This window comes from Streptomyces huasconensis (genome assembly GCF_021028635.1).
Lineage (GTDB): Bacteria > Actinomycetota > Actinomycetes > Streptomycetales > Streptomycetaceae > Streptomyces > Streptomyces huasconensis.
Genome location: NZ_CP086119.1, coordinates 1,466,292 through 1,485,106 on the forward strand (window position 1 = coordinate 1,466,292; position 18,815 = coordinate 1,485,106).

Here is an 18,815-nt window from a genome sequence, read left to right on the forward strand (position 1 = left end):
TTCCCTGCCTTTTACCTTCCGGAAGACATCCGGGCCTCGCCCGGACCTGGAATGCCCGTCGGCCCCGGAGCGCATGGCACGCACTCCGGGGCCGACGGACTCAGCCCCTCAAGGGGTGAGGCACAACAACGTCACTTGTTGACGCAGGTGTTGCCGAAGGTGGGGTTCAGCAGCCCGATCACGTTGACCGTGTTGCCGCAGGCGTTCACCGGGATGTGGATCGGGGCCTGGATGACGTTGCCCGACACGACACCGGGAGAGTTGACGGCGGCACCCTGTGCACCGGCGTCGGCAGCGGCGACACCCGCGCCGGCGAGCACGAGACCACCAGTGGCAGCCGCAGCGGCGACGATCTTCTTGATCATTGTTCCTCCTTGTTGGCGATGCAGCCCCAGCCGCGGACTGCATCACCTGTAACGAGAAGGGAGTTGACGGGCTACGAGCTGAAGAGTGCTTTCACTCTTTTCAGTCAAGTACGCACGCGCTGGCGATTATTGGAGTGTCGTTTCACCATGAAAAGCAGACGATAGCCGCGACAACCAGCCCCCGGCTGCTTCCCGGCCGGGGACCGGGCCGGTTCCCGTCAGGACGCGTCGATGAACCGGTCGAGCACCCGGACGCCGAACTTCAGGCCGTCGACCGGCACCCGCTCGTCGACACCGTGGAACATGCCCGCGAAGTCCAGCTCGGGCGGCAGCTTCAGCGGCGCGAAGCCGAAGCCCCGGATGCCGAGGTCGTCGAAGGACTTGGCGTCCGTACCGGCCGAGAGCATGTACGGCACGGCGCGCGCGATCGGGTCCTCCGCCCGCAGGGCCGTCTGCATGGCGTCGACGAGCGCGCCGTCGAACGTCGTCTCCAGCGCCTTGTCCGCGTGCACGTCCTCGCGCTTGACCCGCGGGCCGAGAATCCGGTCCAGGTCGGCGAGGAACTCCTCCTCGTACCCCGGCAGGTAGCGGCCGTCGACGTGCGCGGTGGCCTGGCCGGGGATCACGTTCACCTTGTAGCCGGCGCCGAGCTGCGTCGGGTTGGCGGTGTTCTGGAGGGAGGCGCCGATGAGCTTGGCGATGCCGCCGAGCTTGGCGAGCGTCTCGTCCATGTTCTCCGGGTCCAGCTCGGTGCCGAGGGCGTCGCCCAGCTCGTCGAGGAAGTGCCGCAGGGTCTTGGTGACCCGTACGGGGAACGTGTGCCGCCCCAGGCGCCCGACGGCCTCGGACAGCTCGGTGATCGCGTTGTCCTTGTGGATCATCGAACCGTGGCCGGCGGTGCCGTCCACGGTCAGCTTCATCCAGTGCATGCCTTTCTGGGCGGTCTCGACGAGGTAGAGCCGCAGGTTCTCGTTGACGGTGAACGAGAAGCCGCCGACCTCGCTGATCGCCTCCGTGCAGCCCTCGAAGAGGTCGGGGTGGTTGTCGACGAGGTACCGCGCGCCGTACGTGCCGCCCGCCTCCTCGTCGGCGAGGAAGGCGAGGACGATGTCGCGCGGGGGCTTGCGGCCGCTGCGCATCCGGTCCCGGACGACCGCGAGGGTCATCGCGTCCATGTCCTTCATGTCGACGGCGCCCCGGCCCCACACGCAGCCGTCCGCGATCTCCCCGGAGAAGGGGTGGTGCGTCCAGTCCACGGCGTTGGCCGGTACGACGTCGGTGTGGCCGTGGATGAGCAGCGCGGGCCGCGACGGGTCCTCGCCCTCGATCCGCGCCACGGTGGAGGCCCTGCCGGGGTGGGACTCGAAGATCTTCGGCTCCAGACCGACCTCGGCGAGCTTCTCGGCGACGTACTCGGCGGCCTTGCGCTCCCCCGGGCCCGAGTGGTCGCCGTAGTTGCTCGTATCGATCTGGATCAGTTCGCGGCAGAGGTCGACGACCTCGTCCTCACCGGTGACGGCCTTGCCCGTGCTGGACCCGCTCACGCTGGGCTCCTCCCGCATTCGCTGCTGGTGGTCCCCCTCATCCTCTCTCCCCCGGGCTCCGCGCCCAAGGGCGGGCGGGCGTCGTCATCAGCAGTTCACGGTGGGCGGACCTGCGGGGGGAGGGGTGATCGAGCGCCCCCGGAAGCCTGGTAATGTTCTCTGTGTCGCCGCGGGGAACACCCCGCGAAGACAGACACCTGGTCCGGGTGGCGGAATGGCAGACGCGCTAGCTTGAGGTGCTAGTGCCCTTTATCGGGCGTGGGGGTTCAAGTCCCCCCTCGGACACCAGCAAGACCCCAGTTGATCTGGGGTTTTCTGCTTTTCTGAGCGGTGTGTGCCCAAGCCGGTGCGCCCCCTTGGAACCTCGTGAAGGCCCCAGTTCATCGAACTGGGGCCTCACGCCTGTTGGCGGTGGGTCAGGAGTCGCCGTCCCCCGCCGTCAGTTCCTTCAGGGCGATGTTCAGGCGCAGGACGTTCACGCGCGGCTCCCCCATGAAGCCGAGGGTTCGGCCCTCGGTGTTGTCGTCGACCAGGGTCTGGACCCGTGCCACGCTCACGTGGTTCCGCTCCGCCACGCGGTGGACCTGGAGGTCGGCGTAGGACGGGGAGATGTGGGGGTCAAGGCCCGAGCCCGAGGAGGTGACCGCGTCGGCGGGGACCTCGGAGGGGCTGACCTTGTGGGACGCGGTGGAGTTGTCCTTGATGACCGCCTCCTTGGCTGCCTTCACCTGGGCGATCAGCTCCTTGCTGTCGCCCGACAGGTTCGTCGCGCCGGACAGGAGCAGTTCGTGCTGGGTGTTGACGCTGTTCTCGCCCAGGCCGTTCGACGGGCGCGGCTGGAACCACCTCAGGTCGGGCTCGGGGGTCCTCTGGCCCTTCCGCAGGGGGAGGTCGTAGCGCTGGCCGATGAGTTCGGAGCCGACGGTCCTGCCGTCCGCCTTGATCTCGGAGCCGTTGGCCTTGTCGTGGAAGAGGGCCTGGGCGGCGCCGGTCACCGCGAGGGGGTAGAGGACGCCGCAGAGCACGGTCAGGACGAGCAGGGCGCGCAGGCCGGCGCCGAGGAGCCGGGCGGTGTTGGCCACGGAGTTGTTCATGAGCGCGTCACCCAATGCCGGGGATGAGGGAGAGGAGTACGTCGATGATCTTGATGCCGATGAACGGGGCGACGAGGCCGCCGAGGCCGTAGACGCCGAGGTTGCGCCGCAGCATCCGGTCCGCGCTCATCGGGCGGTACCGCACGCCCTTCAGGGCCAGCGGCACGAGCGCGACGATGATCAGGGCGTTGAAGATCACCGCGGAGAGGATCGCGGACTCGGGCGAGGTCAGGCCCATGATGTTGAGCTTGTCGAGGCCCGGGTAGGCCACCGCGAACATGGCCGGGATGATCGCGAAGTACTTCGCGACGTCGTTGGCGATGGAGAAGGTCGTCAGCGCGCCCCGGGTGATGAGGAGCTGCTTGCCGATCTCCACGATCTCGATGAGCTTCGTGGGGTTGGAGTCGAGGTCGACCATGTTGCCGGCCTCCTTGGCGGCCGACGTGCCCGTGTTCATCGCCACGCCCACGTCCGCCTGGGCGAGCGCGGGGGCGTCGTTGGTGCCGTCGCCCGTCATCGCCACCAGCTTGCCGCCGGCCTGCTCGCGTTTGATCAGCGCCATCTTGTCCTCGGGCGTGGCCTCGGCGAGGAAGTCGTCCACGCCCGCCTCGTCCGCGATCGCCTTGGCGGTCAGCGGGTTGTCGCCCGTGATCATGACGGTCTTGATGCCCATGCGGCGCAGCTCGTCGAAGCGTTCGCGCATGCCCTCCTTGACGACGTCCTTGAGGTGGATCACCCCCAGGACCCGGGCCCCCTCAGCGTCTTCCACAGCCACCAGCAGCGGCGTGCCACCAGCCTGGGAAATGGCGTCGGTGAGTTCCTGGGCATCCTTCGCGACCTCTCCCCCGCGCTCCTCGACCCAGGCGACGACCGAACCGGTCGCGCCCTTGCGGACCTTGCGGCCGTCCACGTCCACGCCCGACATGCGGGTCTGCGCCGTGAACTCCACCCACTCGGCGCCGGTCAGCTCGCCCTGGTGGCGCTCGCGCAGGCCGTACTTCTCCTTGGCGAGCACGACGATGGAGCGGCCCTCGGGTGTCTCGTCGGCCAGCGAGGAGAGCTGGGCGGCGTCGGCCAGCTCGGCCGCGGTGGTGCCGCGTACGGGGACGAACTCCGCGGCCTGGCGGTTGCCGAGCGTGATGGTGCCGGTCTTGTCCAGGAGCAGGGTGGAGACGTCACCGGCCGCCTCGACCGCCCGGCCCGACATGGCGAGGACGTTGCGCTGCACGAGGCGGTCCATGCCGGCGATGCCGATCGCGGAGAGCAGGGCGCCGATGGTGGTCGGGATGAGGCAGACCAGCAGCGCCGTCAGGACGATCAGGGAGGTCTGGTCGTCGGCCCCGGCGTAGATCGCGAAGGGCTTCAGGGTGACCACCGCCATGAGGAAGACGATGGTCAGAGACGCGAGGAGGATGTTCAGCGCGATTTCGTTGGGCGTCTTCTGGCGGGCCGCGCCCTCGACCAGGTTGATCATGCGGTCGATGAACGTCTCGCCGGGCTTCGTCGTGATCTTGATGACGATGCGGTCGGAGAGGACCTTCGTACCGCCCGTGACGGCGGAGCGGTCGCCGCCGGACTCGCGGATGACGGGGGCCGACTCACCGGTGATCGCGGACTCGTCGACGGAGGCGACGCCCTCGACGACGTCACCGTCGCCGGGGATGATGTCGCCCGCCTCGCAGACCACGAGGTCGCCGACGCGCAGGTCGGTGCCGGGGACGTGCTCCTCGGTGCCGCGGGCCCCCTCGGCGCCGTCGGTCAGGCGGCGCGCGACCGTGTCCGTCTTGGCCTTGCGCAGCGTGTCCGCCTGCGCCTTGCCGCGGCCCTCGGCCACCGCCTCCGCGAGGTTGGCGAAGAGCGTCGTCAGCCAGAGCCAGACGGTGATCGCCCAGCCGAACCAGTCCCCCGGGTCCTTCACCGCGAGCACGGTGGTGACCACCGAGCCGATGAGGACGACGAACATGACCGGCGACTTGACCATCACCCGCGGGTGCAGCTTGCGGACGGCGTCCGGCAGGGACCTCAGCAGCTGGGCGGGGTCGAAGAGACCCGCGCCGACCTTGCCCTCGTCGGCGGTGCGGTGGCCCGTGGGCACGTCCTGGTGCGGGGCGGGGGTGGGGACGGGCCCGGCGTCGCGCTCGTCCGTCTCGTACTTCTTGGTGTGTGTGCTCATGACGCCAGCCCCTCGGCAAGCGGTCCCAGCGCGAGGGCGGGGAAGTAGGTGAGACCGGTGATGATCATGATGGCGCCCGCCAGCAACCCGGTGAAGAGCGGCTTCTCGGTGCGCAGGGTGCCCGCCGTCTTCGGGATCGGTGTCTGTCCGGCCAGCGAACCCGCGAGCGCGAGGACGAACACCATGGGAAGGAAACGGCCGAGCAGCATGGCGAGGCCGATCGTGGTGTTGAACCAGGTGGTGTCCGCGCTCAGGCCGCCGAACGCCGAGCCGTTGTTGTTGGCGCCGGACGTGAAGGCGTACAGGACCTCGGAGAAGCCGTGCGCCCCGGAGTTGAGCATCGACTCCTTGGGCGTGGGCAGCGCCATCGAGACGGCCGTGAAGCCGAGGACGAGCGCCGGGGTGATGAGGATGTAGCAGGCCGCCAGCTTGATCTCGCGGGTGCCGATCTTCTTGCCCAGGTACTCCGGCGTACGGCCGACCATCAGGCCCGCGATGAAGACGGCGATGACCGCCATGACGAGCATGCCGTAGAGGCCGGAGCCCACGCCGCCGGGCGCGATCTCGCCGAGCTGCATGCCGAGCAGTTCGATGCCGCCGCCGAAGCCGGTGTAGGAGGAGTGGAAGGAGTTCACGGCGCCCGTGGAGGTGAGCGTGGTGGCCACCGCGAAGATCGACGAGCCGCCGATCCCGAAGCGGGTCTCCTTGCCCTCCGTCGCGCCGCCGGCCAGGTCGAACGCCGGGCCGCCGTGGTGGAACTCCGTCCACATCATCAGCGCCGTGAAGCCGAGCCAGATCGTCGCCATCGTGGCGAGGATCGCGTAGCCCTGCCGGACGGAGCCGACCATCTTGCCGAAGGTGCGGGTCAGCGCGAAGGGGATGACGAGGATCAGGAAGACCTCGAAGAGGTTGGAGAAGGGGCCCGGGTTCTCGAACGGGTGGGCGGAGTTGGCGTTGAAGTAGCCGCCGCCGTTGGTGCCCAGGAGCTTGATGACCTCCTGTGTGGCGATCGCGCCGCCGTTCCACAGCTGGGTGCCGCCCAGGAACTGTCCGACCCCGTGGATGCCGGAGAAGTTCTGGAGCACCCCGCAGGCGACCAGGACGAGCGCGCCGAGCACCGAGATGGGCAGCAGGATGCGCACGACACCGCGTACCAGGTCGGCCCAGAAGTTGCCGAGTTCACCGGTACGGGAGCGGGCGAAGCCGCGTACGAGAGCCACCGCCACGGCGATCCCCACCGCCGCCGAGACGAAGTTCTGTACGGCCAGGCCGGCGGTCTGCACGACGTGGCCCATGGCCTGTTCGCCGCTGTACGACTGCCAGTTGGTGTTCGCCACGAAGGAGGCGGCGGTGTTGAACGCCTGGTCCGGGTCGATCGAGCGGAACCCGAGCGAGCCGGGCAGCGAGCCCTGGAGGCGCTGGAGGAGGTAGAGGAAGAGGACGCCGGCCGCGGAGAAGGCGAGGACGCCGCGCAGGTACGCGGTCCAGCGCATCTCGGCGTCGGGGTCGGCGCCGATGGCCTTGTACATCCACTTCTCGACGCGCAGGTGCTTCGTCGAGGTGTAGACGCGGGCCATGTGGTCGCCGAGAGGGCGGTATGCCAGGGCGAGTGCCGCTATGAGGGCGAGCAGTTGGAGCACGCCGGCAAGGACAGGGCTCATATCCGTACTCAGAACCTCTCCGGAAAGACGAGGGCGAGGACGAGATAGCCCAGGAGGGCGACGGCCACGACCAGGCCGACGACGTTCTCGGCGGTCACAGCTTCGTCACCCCCTTGGCGACGAGGGCCACCAGCGCGAAGACCGCGACCGTGGTGGCGACGAAGGCCAGATCGGCCATCGTGAGCTCCTGAAGGAAGTGGATGGATGAACGTGTCGGCCGTCGGCGCACGTGAGCCGACGGGTCCGACGGGTTAGAGGTAATCGCTGTTCAGGGCGTTTTCGGCCACCGTTGACGCCCTCCATACGGTGGCGAGCGGCGTCTTGACGGCTCTCTTACGAGGCGGATGGCTCACGAGAGCCGCAGGCGCAGGCGGCAGACGGCGGCGTCGGTGTCCTTGCGGACCGCGTGGGCGACGACCGCGCCGCGCTGGTTCTGCAGCAGCCGCTGCCAGGCGCGGGCCGGTTCGACCTCGGGGATCAGCACGGTGACGCGGGTACGGGGAGAGGCGGTCTCGATGTGGCGTACGTACGCGGCGACGGGGCGGCCCAGCGTGCGGCGCTCGGAGGGCAGGCGGACCAGGGGCACGCCCGGGTTCCACAGCGCCCAGTCCCGCTCCAGGGCGTCGGCGGCGGCGCGGTCCTCGGGGTCGGCGTGGCAGACGGTCACCGCGCGCACCTCGTCGCCCAGGGACACGGCGGCGGTCAGCGCCTCGCTGGTGAGGCGGGAGAGGGCGGAGACAGGGACGACGACCAGGGAGCGGTCGCGGTGCGGGCGGGCGGGGACGCGGCCGAGGCCGAGCCGCTCGCCGATCGCGGTGTAGGCGCGGTGGACCTTCTCGAAGGCGGCGACCAGCAGCGGCAGGGCGACGACGATCAGCCAGGCCCCGCCGTGGAACTTGGTGGCCGTCACGACGATCGCGCTGACGCCGGTCAGGAGCGCGCCGAAGCCGTTGAGCGCCGCCTTGCCGCGCCACCGGGGGCCGCGCTCGCGGCGCCAGTGGACGACCATGCCGGTCTGCGCGAGGGTGAAGCCGACGAAGACGCCGATCGCGAAGAGCGGGACGAGGGTGTTGGTGTCGCCGCCGGAGAGGACGAGGAGCGCCGCGGAGACGGCGGCGAGGGTGAGGACGCCGTGCCGGTGGACCTGGCGGTCGGCCTTGAGGGCGAAGACGTGCGGCAGGTGGTTGTCGCGGGCCAGGAGCTTCAGGAGGACGGGCAGGCTGCCGAAGGACGTGTTCGCGGAGAGGGCGAGCAGGGTCATCGTGGCGAACTGGACGACGTAGAAAGCCCAGTTGTGGCCGAGTGAGGCGTCCGCGAGCTGGGCGAGGACGGTGACGCCGTCGACCGGCTGGAGGTGGAAGCGGGAGATCAGCACCGCGAGGCCGATCAGCATCACGCCGAGGACGGCCCCGAGGGCGGCCTCCGCGTGCTGGGCGCGGCGGGCGCGCGGGGCGCGGAAGGACGGCACCGCGTTGGCGATGGCCTCGACGCCGGTGAGCGCGGAGCAGCCGGAGGCGAACGCCTTCAGCAGGAGCAGGGCGCCGACGGTGGTGGCGTTGTCGGCGACGACGGAGGCGTGGCCCTGCGCGGCTTCGGTGCTGACGGGCGCGGAGCGGAAGAGGCCGACGGCGATCAGGGTGAGGATCGCGAGGACGAAGACGGCGGTCGGCGCGAGGAAGGCCTTCGCGGAGTCGGCGATGCCGCGCAGGTTGACCGCGGTGATCAGGGCGAGGACGGCCAGGCAGATCCACAGCCGGTCGCCGTACAGCCCCGGGAAGGCGGAGGTGAGGGCGGCGACTCCGGCGGTGACGGCGACGGCGACGTTCAGGACGTAGTCGAGGACCAGGGAGGCGGCGGCCACCAGGGACGCGCGGCGGCCCAGATGGGTCTTGGCGACGGCGTAGGAGCCGCCGCCGTCGGGGAAGGCGGCGATGACCTGGCGGTAGGAGGCGACGAGGACGGCGAGCAGACCGGCGATGGCGAGGGTCACCGGCAGGGTGAAGCCGAGGCCGTGGCCGCCGGCGGCGGCCAGGACCAGGACGATCGCCTCGGGGCCGTAGGCGACGGAGGCCATCGCGTCCAGGGACAACGCGGCGAGGCCGGTGACCGCCGTCAGCCGGTGGCGTTCGCCGGTGTCCGGCTGCTCCTCGGCGAGAGGGGCGGTTTTCGCCGGCGCGGTGGTCAGGACGGACATGCGTACTCCTTCTGGAGCCCGGACAGGTCCGCTCAGGTTCTGTCCGGTTCCAGTCGGTGAAGCGCTTCCCTGGCGCGATCTTCGCGCGTGACGGCCCGGTCTTCACGCGTCCTTGACGCCGCCGTCGACGCCCGTCGCTGCCTGCCTGTCGACGCCTGTCCATGCCCGTTGACGTCGCCGGGAGGCTTCTCGTACGCAGGGCGGGCGAGGCCACCCGGGGGGGTCTACACGGACAGCGCGTGCCCCGTCGTCGCGTCCACGTGGTCCGGGACCTGCTCGTGGCGGTCCCCGACGGTCGAGGTGCCGGTGGGCTCGAAGAGCAGGATGCGTGCCCCGTGCGGGGCGGACGGCTTGTGTTCGGTGCCGCGCGGGACCGTGAAGACCGAGCCCTGCGGCAGGGTGACGGTGCGCTCCCCCTCCGGTCCGCGCAGGCCGATGTGGAGTTCGCCGCCGAGCACGAGGAAGAACTCGTCGGTGTCGTCGTGGACGTGCCAGAGGTGCTCGCCCTCGACCTTGGCCACGCGTACGTCGTAGTCGTTGACGGTGGTGACGATGCGAGGGCTCCACAGGGCGTCGAAGGAGGCGAGGGCCTCGTCGAGGGCGATGGGCCCGCCGTGTGAGGTGGTGTTGTCGGTGCGTTCGCTGTTCATGAGGTGATCTTGCGGCGTGACGGGCCTCGGCCACGAGTGCTAGAAACCGCACATGGCGCAAGAATCCTCGCAACCGGCCGCGCGGCGGTCACCCCACCGGGTCGTGGTCGTCGTCGACGAAGGGACCAACCCCTTCGAAGTCGGCGCCGCCACGGAGGTGTTCGGCCTGCCACGGCCCGAACTCGGCCTGCCCGGCGCCCTGTACGAGATCGTCCTGTGCACCCCGAAGCCGGGCATCCGCATGAACCACGGGTTCTTCACCCTCACCGGGGTGCCCGGACTCGACGCCGTGGAGAGCGCGGACACGCTGATCATGCCGGGCCGGCCGGACAACACCGTGCCGCGCGCCCCTGACGTACTGGACGCCATCCGGCGGGCCCATGCGCGCGGCGCCCGGCTCATGAGCTTCTGCACCGGCGCCTTCGCGCTCGCCGAGTCAGGCGTCCTCGACGGGCGCCCGGCCACCACGCACTGGCAGTGGGCGCCCTCCTTCCGGGAGCGGTTCCCGGCCGTGCGGCTCGAACCGGACGTGCTCTTCGTCGACGACGGCGACATCCTCACCGCGGCGGGCAGCGCGGCCGCGCTCGACCTGGCGCTGCACATCGTCCGCAAGGACTTCGGCGCCGAGGTCGCCAACGCGGTGAGCAGGCGCCTCGTCTTCGCGGCGCACCGGGACGGCGGGCAGCGGCAGTTCGTGGAGCGGCCGGTCCCGCAGATACGGGACGCGTCCCTCGCCCCGTTGCTGGCGTGGGCGCAGGAGCGGCTGGACGAGCCCCTCACGGTGGCCGGTCTCGCGGCCCGCGCCGGACTCAGCTCCGCGACCCTGCACCGACGCTTCCGCGCCCAGTTGGGCACCACCCCGCTGGCTTGGCTCACCGGGGAGCGCGTGGCCCTGGCCTGCCGGCTCATCGAGCGCGGCGAGGAGCGGCTGGACGTGGTCGCGCGGCGCAGCGGCCTCGGCACCGCCGCGAACCTGCGGGCCAAAGTGCGCCGCGAGACGGGGCTGAGCCCCTCCGACTACCGGCGCAGGTTCAGGCGATGAAGCTGCCGTCGACGTACACCCAGGCGCCGTCGACGCGCTCGAAGCGGCTGTGTTCGTGCAGGACCTCGGGGCGGCCGCCGTCGGTGTAGTGCGCCCGGAAGGTGACCGTGCCCGTGGTGTGGAAGGCGGTGCCCTCCGTGGTCTCCTCGATGTCCAGGCCCACCCAGCGCAGCGCCGGGTCGAACTCGACGCGGGGCGGCCGGGTCCTCGGGTGCCAGGTGCGCAGGAGGTAGGGCTCGTCCCCCACCGCGAAGGCGCTGTAGCGGGAGCGCATCAGCTCCTCGGGGGTGGCGGCGGCGGCCTCGCCCCGGTGCAGGCGGCCGCAGCACTTCTCGTACGGCTCGGGGTGCCCGCAGGGGCAGGGCGTGGGGCGTGCGGCGCGTCGGGACATGGCGTCCATTGTCGCCGACCCCTCGGCGCATGTGGCGTCAGGGCGCCAGGATGTCCAGCTCTTCGAGCGCGCCCAGCGCGATCTGCCGGGTCAGCGCCTCCGCGCGGGCCGCGTCGCCCTCCCTGACCGCCTCCGCGACCTGGACGTGCAGGGAGACGGCGGGCGGGTCGGGGTCCTCGAACATGACCTGGTGGGCGGTGCGGCCCGTGAGCACCTCGGCGACGACGTCGCCGAGGCGGGCGAACATCTCGTTGCCGGAGGCGTTGAGGATGACCCGGTGGAAGGCGACGTCGTGCCGGAGGTAGCCCTCCAGCTGGTGGCCGCGCGAGTGGGCGACCATGCCGAGCGCGCACTCGGTCAGCTCCGCGCACTGGGCGGCGGTGGCGTGCCGGGCGGCGAGTCCGGCGGCCACGGGTTCGATCGCGGAGCGCAGCACGGTGAGGGAGCGCAGCTGCCGCGGCCGGTCGGCGCCCGCGAGACGCCACCGGATGACCTGCGGGTCGTAGACGTTCCACTCCTCGGTGGGCAGTACCGTCACCCCGACCCGCCGTCGGGACGCGACGAGGTGCATGGACTCCAGGACCCGGACCGCTTCCCGCATGACGGAGCGGGACACCTCGAAGCGCTGGGCCAGCTCGTCCGTGCGCAGAACGCTGCCCGGCGGGTACTCGCCCGCGGTGATGGCGGGCCCGAGGCTTTCCAGTACGCGGGAGTGCAGCCCTCGGGCCTGTGCGGTCATGCCGAAAGCCTACGAGGAGGCGCCCGTGGACAATAAGTCAGACTTTTATGTCACAGCCTCTTGAATTCGTCATACCTAATGAGTTTCAGTGACGTGAACGAACCGACCGAACCGACCGAACCGACCGATGTCGATGAAGACAGCGAGAGCACGATGCGGCAGCAGCACACCCCCCACGTCGTCGTGATCATGGGCGTGGCAGGGACCGGCAAGACGACGATCGGCCCCCTGCTCGCGGACCGGCTCGGCGTCCCGTACGCCGAGGGCGACGACTTCCACCCGCCTCAGAACGTCGAGAAGATGTCCTCGGGCACGCCGCTCACCGACGACGACCGGTGGCCCTGGCTGGACGCCATCGGCGCCTGGGCGCACGGGCGGGAGGGGCGCGGCGGTGTGGTCAGCAGCTCGGCGCTGAAGCGGAGTTACCGGGACCGGCTGCGGGCCGCCGCGCCCGGCGTCGTCTTCGTCCACCTCACCGGCGACCGGAAGCTCATCGAGGACCGGATGAGGCAGCGCAAGGGGCACTTCATGCCCACGGCGCTGCTGGACTCGCAGTTCGCCACGTTGCAGCCTCTCGGCGCGGATGAGGCGGGGGTCGCCGTGGATGTGTCGGGGAGCCCGGAGGAGATCGCCGAACGGGCCGTCGAGGCCCTGAGCCGGCTCGCCTGAATCACTGGGCCGACTCACCCTTTGTCTGCGGGCCGGATGTGGCTGGTCGCGCAGTTCCCCGCGCCCCAACTCGGGGCGCTTCACCTACCCCCCGTACAAGGAAAGCACCGTGACCCATCTCAGCGTCGAGATGCTGGCAGCGGACCCCGCCGGGCCGATCACCTCGGCGGGCCATGCCCAGCTGGGGATCGCCGTCCTCGCGGGCATCGCCGTCATCGTCCTGCTCATCACCAAGTTCAAGCTGCACGCGTTCCTCGCGCTGACCGTCGGGTCGCTCGCGCTCGGCGCCTTCGCGGGCGCGCCGCTCGACAAGGCCATCGCCAGTTTCACGGCCGGCCTCGGGTCGACCGTAGCGGGCGTGGGTGTGCTGATCGCGCTCGGCGCGATCCTCGGCAAGCTGCTCGCCGACTCCGGGGGTGCCGACCAGATCGTCGACACGATCCTCGCCAAGGCGGGCGGGCGCGCGATGCCGTGGGCGATGGTGCTCATCGCCTCCGTCATCGGGCTGCCGCTCTTCTTCGAGGTCGGCATCGTGCTGCTGATCCCGGTCGTCCTGATGGTCGCCAAGCGCGGCAACTACTCGCTGATGCGGATCGGCATCCCGGCGCTGGCCGGTCTCTCCGTGATGCACGGCCTCATCCCGCCGCACCCCGGCCCGCTCGTCGCCATCGACGCGGTCGAGGCCAACCTCGGGGTAACCCTGGCGCTCGGCGTTCTTGTCGCGATCCCTACGGTGATCATCGCGGGGCCGCTGTTCTCGAAGTACGCGGCGCGCTGGGTGGACGTACCGGCGCCCGAGAAGATGATTCCGCAGCGCCCGTCGGAGGACCTGGAGAAGCGGCCGGGCTTCGGCGTCACGGTGGCCACCGTGCTGCTGCCCGTCGTGCTGATGCTGGCCAAGGCGCTGGTGGACATCGTGGTCGACGACCCCGAGGCCACCGTGCAGCGGGTCTTCGACGTCATAGGCTCGCCGCTGATCGCGCTGCTGGCCGCGGTGATCGTCGGGATGTTCACGCTGGGCCGCGCGGCCGGCTTCACCAAGGACCGCCTGTCGACGACCGTCGAGAAGTCGCTCGCCCCGATCGCGGGCGTCCTGATGATCGTGGGCGCGGGCGGCGGCTTCAAGCAGACGCTCATCGACGTCGGCGTGGGCCAGATGATCCTGGACTTCTCAGAGGACTGGTCGATTCCCGCACTGCTGCTCGCCTGGCTGATCGCGGTGGCGATCCGGCTCGCGACGGGTTCGGCGACGGTCGCGACGATCTCGGCGGCGGGCCTCGTCGCGCCGCTGGCCGCCGACATGTCGACCTCGCACACGGCGCTGCTCGTACTGGCCATCGGCGCGGGTTCGCTGTTCTTCTCGCACGTCAACGACGCCGGGTTCTGGCTGGTCAAGGAGTACTTCGGCCTGGACGTCGGCCAGACGATCAAGACGTGGTCGGTGATGGAGACGATCATCTCGGTGGTCGCGGGAGGCCTGGTCCTGCTGCTCTCCCTGATCATCTAGCCGCCGGGGCTCCGGAACCGTCCCGGGGTTAGTTCCGAAGCCGTCCCGGGGGCTCCCGCCGAAGATCTCGTGGCCGCGCCGGAATCGTCGGCGCGGCCACGAACGATCAAGCCCCGTCCGGCGCTTGAGGACAAACTCGGCGGAGCCGGAGACGGGCCGAACCGATCCGAACCGAGCCGAGCCGAACCGAACCGGGAGCGACCGTCACGCCCCCGGCGAGGAAGACGCCTTCTCCAGCTGGAACGCCTCGTTGCCCAGGCCGATGCGGGCATGCGCCTCGGGGTCGCGGGAGCGCAGGATCGCCCCGTGGGCCACGCCGATGGCCGCCGCCAGGACGATGATGCCGGGCAGCACCCAGCTGAGCGCCGAGTCCGGGCCCGCGCCCACCAGGACGTCGAAGTCCTTGACGGTGTACGCCGCGATGGCGAGCAGGGCGACCGCGGCGAGCGCGGAGGCGGCGATCCGCCAGGCCTGGGCGCGGGCGGCGCCGCGGCGGGCGAAGAAGACGATGACGGCCACGGACGCGGTCGCCATCAGCAGGATCACGCCGAGCGCGCCGATGTTGCCGCCCCAGGTGAACAGGTGAAGCACGGGCGCCGTCGGGTCGCCCGCCTTGCCGTCGTCGGCGACGGCGAAGCCCACGACGACCACCACGGAGACGACGGTCTGCAGCAGCGAGCCGGTGCCCGGGGCGCCGGTCGCGGTGTTGGTGCGGCCGAACGCGGCGGGCAGCAGCCCTTCGCGGCCCATCGCGAAGGCGTACCGCGCGACCACGTTGTGGAAGCTGAGGACCGCGGCGAACATGCCGGTCACGAAGAGCACGTGGAGCACGTCGGTGAAGGTGCCGCCGAGCCGGGACTCGGTGAGGTGGAACAGCAGCCCCGCGCTCTGCTCCCGCGCGGCCGGGACGATACCCGAGGGCCCCGCGGCGACGGTGAGCGCCCAGGAGCTGAGGGCGAAGAAGACGGCGACGAAGCCGACGGCGAAGAACATCACGCGGGCGACGACGACCTGCGGGCGGCTGGTCTCCTCGGCGTACACGGGGGCCTGTTCGAAGCCGGTGAAGGCGGCGATGCAGAAGCACAGGGAGGTGGCGACGCCCGCGCCGGAGAGCGTGTCGAGGTGGAAGGCCTCCAGCGAGAGCCCTTCCTTGGCCGGGTCGGCGACGGCCGCGATGTCGAAGATGACGACGAGCGCGACCTCGATGAGCAGCAGCACGCCGAGCACGCGCGCGTTCAGGTCGATCTTCAGCCAGGCCAGCACGGCGACGGCGGCGACGGCGACCAGCGCCGGGAGCCACCAGGCGACCTCGACCTCGAAGTACGTCTGGAGCAGCCCGGACACCTCGAAGCCGAGCATGCCGTACAGGCCTGCCTGGAGCGCGCTGTAGGCGACGAGCGCGACCAGCGCGGCCCCGGCGCCCGCGGTGCCGCCGAGGCCGCGGGATATGTAGGCGTAGAAGGCGCCGGCGTTGTGCACATGGCGGCTCATCTCGGCGTAGCCGAAGCTGAACAGCGCGAGGACGACGCCGAGGATGAGGAAGAGCAGGGGCTGTCCGACGACGCCCATCACGCCGTACGTGGTGGGCATGACGCCGGCGACGACCATCAGCGGCCCGGTCGCGGCGAGCACGGAGAGCAGGAGCCCCGCCGTGCCGAGGCGGCCCGCGCGCAGCGCGCGCTCCTGTCCCTTGTACGTGCTGATCCCGTTGTCACCCGTCGGTTCGCTGCGGGATCTGGTGCCGTTCGTGCTCGAACTGCCCGTCGCCATGGCGCGGTCGTCCTTTCGGGGGTACGGATGTTCAGGCGTGCGCCCTGCGTCGGACGCGTGGCCCAGTGCTCAGGCGGAGCCGAGCGCGGTGGCGCGCGCGGCGGTGAACGCTTCGTGCGGGTCGCGGTCCGGGTACGACCAGGGGGCCGGGGTCGCGTGCCGTCCGATGCGGTGGAAGAGCACGGCGGCCTCGGCGGCCCTGCCCTCGCAGGACTTCGCGTGGGCGAGGAAGTTGAGGTCGACGTGGCAGCGCGGATGGGCCCGCTCGGCGGGTGTCTCCCACTCCAGCCACCAGTCGAAGGCGGCCTTCATGACGCCGCGGGCGCGCTGCCCGGTCCAGTGCGTGCCCGCCATGGGGTCGGCCGGTTCCATGCCCGCGGTGGCGAGGACGCGGTAGCGCTCGGCGTGCGCGACGACCGGGAGAATCGCCAACGGCGAGTCGGGGGGCGCCTGTTCGGCCGCCCAGGAGGCGAAGTCGTAGACCTCGTGCAGGGGGTCCTGTCCGGCTCCCGGCCGCCGCTCGGCGAGGCGGGCGACCATCAGGTGGTGGGCGTGGTGGTGCTCGGGGTGACGGTGGCGGACCTCGTCGAAGAGGCGTACGACGTCCTCCTCGCGGCCCAGCGAGCGTTCCAGCAGGAGCAGCGCGAGCCAGGGCGTCGGGTCGGCGGGGACACGCCCGGCAGCCTCGCGGCACAGGGCGCGCGCCCGGTCCGAACGCTCCTTGCCGCGCAGCGCCTTGTGCACGGTGGCGAAGGCGAGGAGCACCTCCGCGTCGTAGCTCTCCGGTTCCACGAGGCGCCAGTCACGGGCCCAGGCGGTGGTGGTGGGTTCCTGTGCGAGGACGTCGAAGCGGTGGCCCCTGCGGTCCCAGTCGTCGCCGGTGGCGGCGAGCAGCGCGCGAACCTCGGTCCAGCGGCCCTGGGCCAGGGCGGCCCGGGCGTCCACGAGTCCGGTGTCGCCGAGTGCGGCGTCGAAGGCGTGCGCCGCGGCCCTTTTCTTGCGGGAACGGCCCAGTGGGGGTGGGGGTGGTGACACCGCGGGACTTCCTCCCCGGCGCGGCTCGTGTACGGATGATCACGCACAGCAAAGCGGTAGGGGCTGGTCCACGTCAAGGCCGGCCTCCCCTTTCCTCCTCCGTCAACTCGTCGCCCGTTCTGCGGACTTCGCCCGTCACCTGGGAGAACCGTCCCGGGTAAAGAGCTGCTCAACTCACGTCGCGGGCCGCGGCACGGCCCGCCGCGCGTCCCGAGAAGAGGCAGCCGCCGAGGAAGGTGCCTTCCAGCGAGCGGTAGCCGTGCACTCCCCCGCCGCCGAAACCGGCCGCCTCACCGGCCGCGTAGACGCCCGGGAGCGGTTCGCCGCCCTCGGTCAGGACGCGGGAGGAGAGGTCGGTCTCCAGGCCGCCGAGTGTCTTGCGGGTGAGGATGTTGAGGCGTACGGCGATGAGGGGACCGGCCTTGGGGTCCAGGAGGCGGTGCGGGGCGACGGCCCGGATGAGGCGGTCGCCGAGAAACTTGCGGGCGCCGCGGATGGCCGTGACCTGGAGGTCCTTGGTGAAGGGGTTGGCGATCTCGCGGTCGCGCGCGGCGAGGGCGCGGCGCAGGGCGGCCTCGTCGATGAGCGGCTCCTTGGTCAGCGCGTTCATGCCGCGCACCAGCGCGCCGAGGTCCTTCTCCACCACGAAGTCGACGCCGTGGTCCATGAACGCCTTGACGGGGCCGGGCACGTCGGCCCGCGCGCGGTCGATGACGCCGCGCACCGACTTGCCGGTCAGGTCGGGGTTCTGCTCGGAGCCGCTGAGGGTGAACTCCTTGCCGATGACGCGCTGGTTGAGCACGAACCACGTGTGGTCGTAGCCGGTGCTCATGATGTGGTGCAGCGTGCCGAGGGTGTCGAAGCCGGGGAAGAGGGGCACGGGCAGCCGGTCGCCGCGCGCGTCCAGCCACAGGGACGAGGGGCCGGGCAGGATGCGGATGCCGTGCCGCTCCCAGATGGGGTTCCAGTTCTCGATGCCCTCGGTGTAGTGCCACATGCGGTCGCGGTTGATGAGGTGCGCCCCGGCGGCCTCGGTGATGCCGAGCATCTCGCCGTCCACGTGCGCGGGCACCCCGCAGATCATCTTCTGGGGCGGGGCGCCGAGCCGTTCCGGCCAGTTGGCGCGGACGAGGTCGTGGTTGCCACCGATGCCGCCCGAGGTCACGATGACCGCCTGGGCGCGCAGTTCGAAGGTGCCCGTCACCTCGCGGCTGCTGGCCCTGCCCCGCTCGACGCCGGAGGGTTCGAGGATCTCGCCGGTGACGGTGTCGACGGTGCCCGCGCTGCGCCCGAGGCCGGTGACGCGGTGGCGGAACCGCAGCTCGACGAGGCCGCGCGCCACTCCCGCGCGCACGCGCCGGACGAACGGCGCGAGCAGCCCCGGGCCCGTCCCCCAGGTGATGTGGAAACGGGGCACGGAGTTGCCGTGGCCCTGCGCGTCGTACCCGCCGCGCTCGGCCCAGCCGACGACGGGGAAGAACCGTACGCCCTGCCCGTGCAGCCAGGACCGCTTCTCGCCGGCCGCGAAGTCGACGTACGCCTCGGCCCACTTGCGCGGCCAGTGGTCCTCCGGGCGGTCGAACGCGGCGGTGCCCATCCAGTCCTGGAGGGCGAGGGCGTGGGAGTCCTTGATGCGCAGCCGCCGCTGCTCGGGCGAGTCCACGAAGAAGAGCCCGCCGAAGGACCAGTGGGCCTGGCCGCCGAGGGACTGCTCGGGCTCCTGGTCGAGGAGGACGACCCGGCGTCCCGCGTCGACGAGTTCCGCGGTGGCCGCGAGTCCGGCGAGCCCCGCCCCGATCACGATCACGTCTGCGTCGTACGCCATAGGGGTCGTCCTCCTCGACAGGGGCCCGCGAAGTTACCGGTGGGTCAGATCCTGGGCAGCCCGATGCCGCACGTCAACAGGCCGGACGGGGGAAGTTGATCGGCAGGGGCGGCACCGGGCCCGCGGTGAACCACGGCATGGGCCGGTGAGGTTGGA

General features: G+C 71.1%; 17 protein-coding genes and 1 tRNA gene. 4 read left to right on the forward strand and 14 right to left on the reverse strand.

What is annotated here, in order from left to right:
* Positions 1-131: 131 nt before the first annotated feature.
* Positions 132-365: a chaplin gene (locus tag J2N69_RS06565; RefSeq protein ID WP_127911639.1), complete on the reverse strand. Its 234-nt coding sequence runs from the start codon at positions 363-365 to the stop codon at positions 132-134.
* Between the two features lie 218 nt (positions 366-583).
* Positions 584-1,927, reverse strand: a complete 1,344-nt coding sequence (locus tag J2N69_RS06570; RefSeq protein WP_230899892.1) for a M20/M25/M40 family metallo-hydrolase — start codon at positions 1,925-1,927, stop codon at positions 584-586.
* A 182-nt stretch (positions 1,928-2,109) separates the two neighbouring features.
* Here J2N69_RS06570 and J2N69_RS06575 point away from each other — a divergent pair.
* Positions 2,110-2,197 (forward strand) — tRNA-Leu (locus J2N69_RS06575).
* A 128-nt stretch (positions 2,198-2,325) separates the two neighbouring features.
* Here the strand turns inward: J2N69_RS06575 and J2N69_RS06580 are convergent.
* The 7 genes from J2N69_RS06580 to J2N69_RS06605 form a co-directional block, all read right to left on the reverse strand.
* Positions 2,326-3,003 carry a potassium-transporting ATPase subunit C gene (locus tag J2N69_RS06580; protein WP_230899893.1) on the reverse strand — a complete coding sequence of 226 codons (678 nt, stop codon included), beginning with the start codon at positions 3,001-3,003 and terminating at the stop codon, positions 2,326-2,328.
* 7 nt (positions 3,004-3,010) lie between these two features.
* Positions 3,011-5,176 (reverse strand): potassium-transporting ATPase subunit KdpB, encoded by a 2,166-nt coding sequence (gene kdpB, locus J2N69_RS06585; protein WP_230899894.1) that lies wholly within the window; start codon positions 5,174-5,176, stop codon positions 3,011-3,013.
* A complete protein-coding gene (gene kdpA / locus J2N69_RS06590; RefSeq protein WP_230899895.1) occupies positions 5,173-6,837 on the reverse strand; it encodes a potassium-transporting ATPase subunit KdpA in 1,665 nt (554 codons plus the stop codon). Before kdpA ends, kdpB begins: the two co-directional genes overlap by 4 nt.
* Before the next feature lie 8 nt (positions 6,838-6,845).
* Complete coding sequence (gene kdpF, locus J2N69_RS06595; protein ID WP_037802756.1) at positions 6,846-6,935, reverse strand: K(+)-transporting ATPase subunit F; 90 nt, start codon at positions 6,933-6,935, stop codon at positions 6,846-6,848.
* Positions 6,932-7,066 carry a hypothetical protein gene (locus J2N69_RS36395; RefSeq protein WP_269075596.1) on the reverse strand — a complete coding sequence of 45 codons (135 nt, stop codon included), beginning with the start codon at positions 7,064-7,066 and terminating at the stop codon, positions 6,932-6,934. The genes kdpF and J2N69_RS36395 overlap by 4 nt, the downstream gene beginning before the upstream one ends.
* Positions 7,067-7,186: 120 nt before the next feature.
* Positions 7,187-9,031 carry an APC family permease gene (locus tag J2N69_RS06600; RefSeq protein ID WP_230899896.1) on the reverse strand — a complete coding sequence of 615 codons (1,845 nt, stop codon included), beginning with the start codon at positions 9,029-9,031 and terminating at the stop codon, positions 7,187-7,189.
* A 224-nt stretch (positions 9,032-9,255) separates the two neighbouring features.
* Positions 9,256-9,681 carry a cupin domain-containing protein gene (locus J2N69_RS06605; RefSeq protein WP_230899897.1) on the reverse strand — a complete coding sequence of 142 codons (426 nt, stop codon included), beginning with the start codon at positions 9,679-9,681 and terminating at the stop codon, positions 9,256-9,258.
* Between the two features lie 52 nt (positions 9,682-9,733).
* Between J2N69_RS06605 and J2N69_RS06610 the strand changes: the two genes are divergently transcribed.
* On the forward strand, positions 9,734-10,723 hold the full coding sequence (locus tag J2N69_RS06610; RefSeq protein ID WP_230899898.1) for a GlxA family transcriptional regulator: 990 nt from the start codon (positions 9,734-9,736) through the stop codon (positions 10,721-10,723).
* On the opposite strand, the gene J2N69_RS06615 is transcribed toward J2N69_RS06610, so the two are convergent.
* Positions 10,713-11,114: a YchJ family protein gene (locus tag J2N69_RS06615; RefSeq protein ID WP_408056681.1), complete on the reverse strand. Its 402-nt coding sequence runs from the start codon at positions 11,112-11,114 to the stop codon at positions 10,713-10,715. The two genes, J2N69_RS06610 and J2N69_RS06615, sit on opposite strands and share 11 nt — an antisense overlap.
* Positions 11,115-11,151: 37 nt before the next feature.
* Complete coding sequence (locus J2N69_RS06620) at positions 11,152-11,853, reverse strand: FadR/GntR family transcriptional regulator (RefSeq protein WP_127911628.1); 702 nt, start codon at positions 11,851-11,853, stop codon at positions 11,152-11,154.
* A 153-nt stretch (positions 11,854-12,006) separates the two neighbouring features.
* On the opposite strand from J2N69_RS06620, the gene J2N69_RS06625 reads away from it, so the two are divergent.
* Together J2N69_RS06625 and J2N69_RS06630 are read left to right on the forward strand one after the other, a co-directional pair.
* Positions 12,007-12,522, forward strand: coding sequence for a gluconokinase (locus J2N69_RS06625; protein ID WP_230904609.1), 516 nt, complete (start codon positions 12,007-12,009; stop codon positions 12,520-12,522).
* A gap of 109 nt (positions 12,523-12,631) precedes the next feature.
* Positions 12,632-14,029 carry a GntT/GntP/DsdX family permease gene (locus J2N69_RS06630; protein WP_230899900.1) on the forward strand — a complete coding sequence of 466 codons (1,398 nt, stop codon included), beginning with the start codon at positions 12,632-12,634 and terminating at the stop codon, positions 14,027-14,029.
* Between the two features lie 204 nt (positions 14,030-14,233).
* Here the strand turns inward: J2N69_RS06630 and J2N69_RS06635 are convergent, their stop codons facing one another.
* The 3 genes from J2N69_RS06635 to J2N69_RS06645 form a co-directional block, all read right to left on the reverse strand.
* Entirely contained in the window at positions 14,234-15,799 is a 1,566-nt protein-coding gene (locus J2N69_RS06635; RefSeq protein WP_230899901.1) for an APC family permease, read from the reverse strand.
* 69 nt (positions 15,800-15,868) lie between these two features.
* Positions 15,869-16,834, reverse strand: a complete 966-nt coding sequence (locus J2N69_RS06640; protein ID WP_230899902.1) for a hypothetical protein — start codon at positions 16,832-16,834, stop codon at positions 15,869-15,871.
* 169 nt (positions 16,835-17,003) lie between these two features.
* On the reverse strand, positions 17,004-18,659 hold the full coding sequence (locus J2N69_RS06645; protein WP_230899903.1) for an FAD-binding dehydrogenase: 1,656 nt from the start codon (positions 18,657-18,659) through the stop codon (positions 17,004-17,006).
* Positions 18,660-18,815 lie beyond the last annotated feature (156 nt).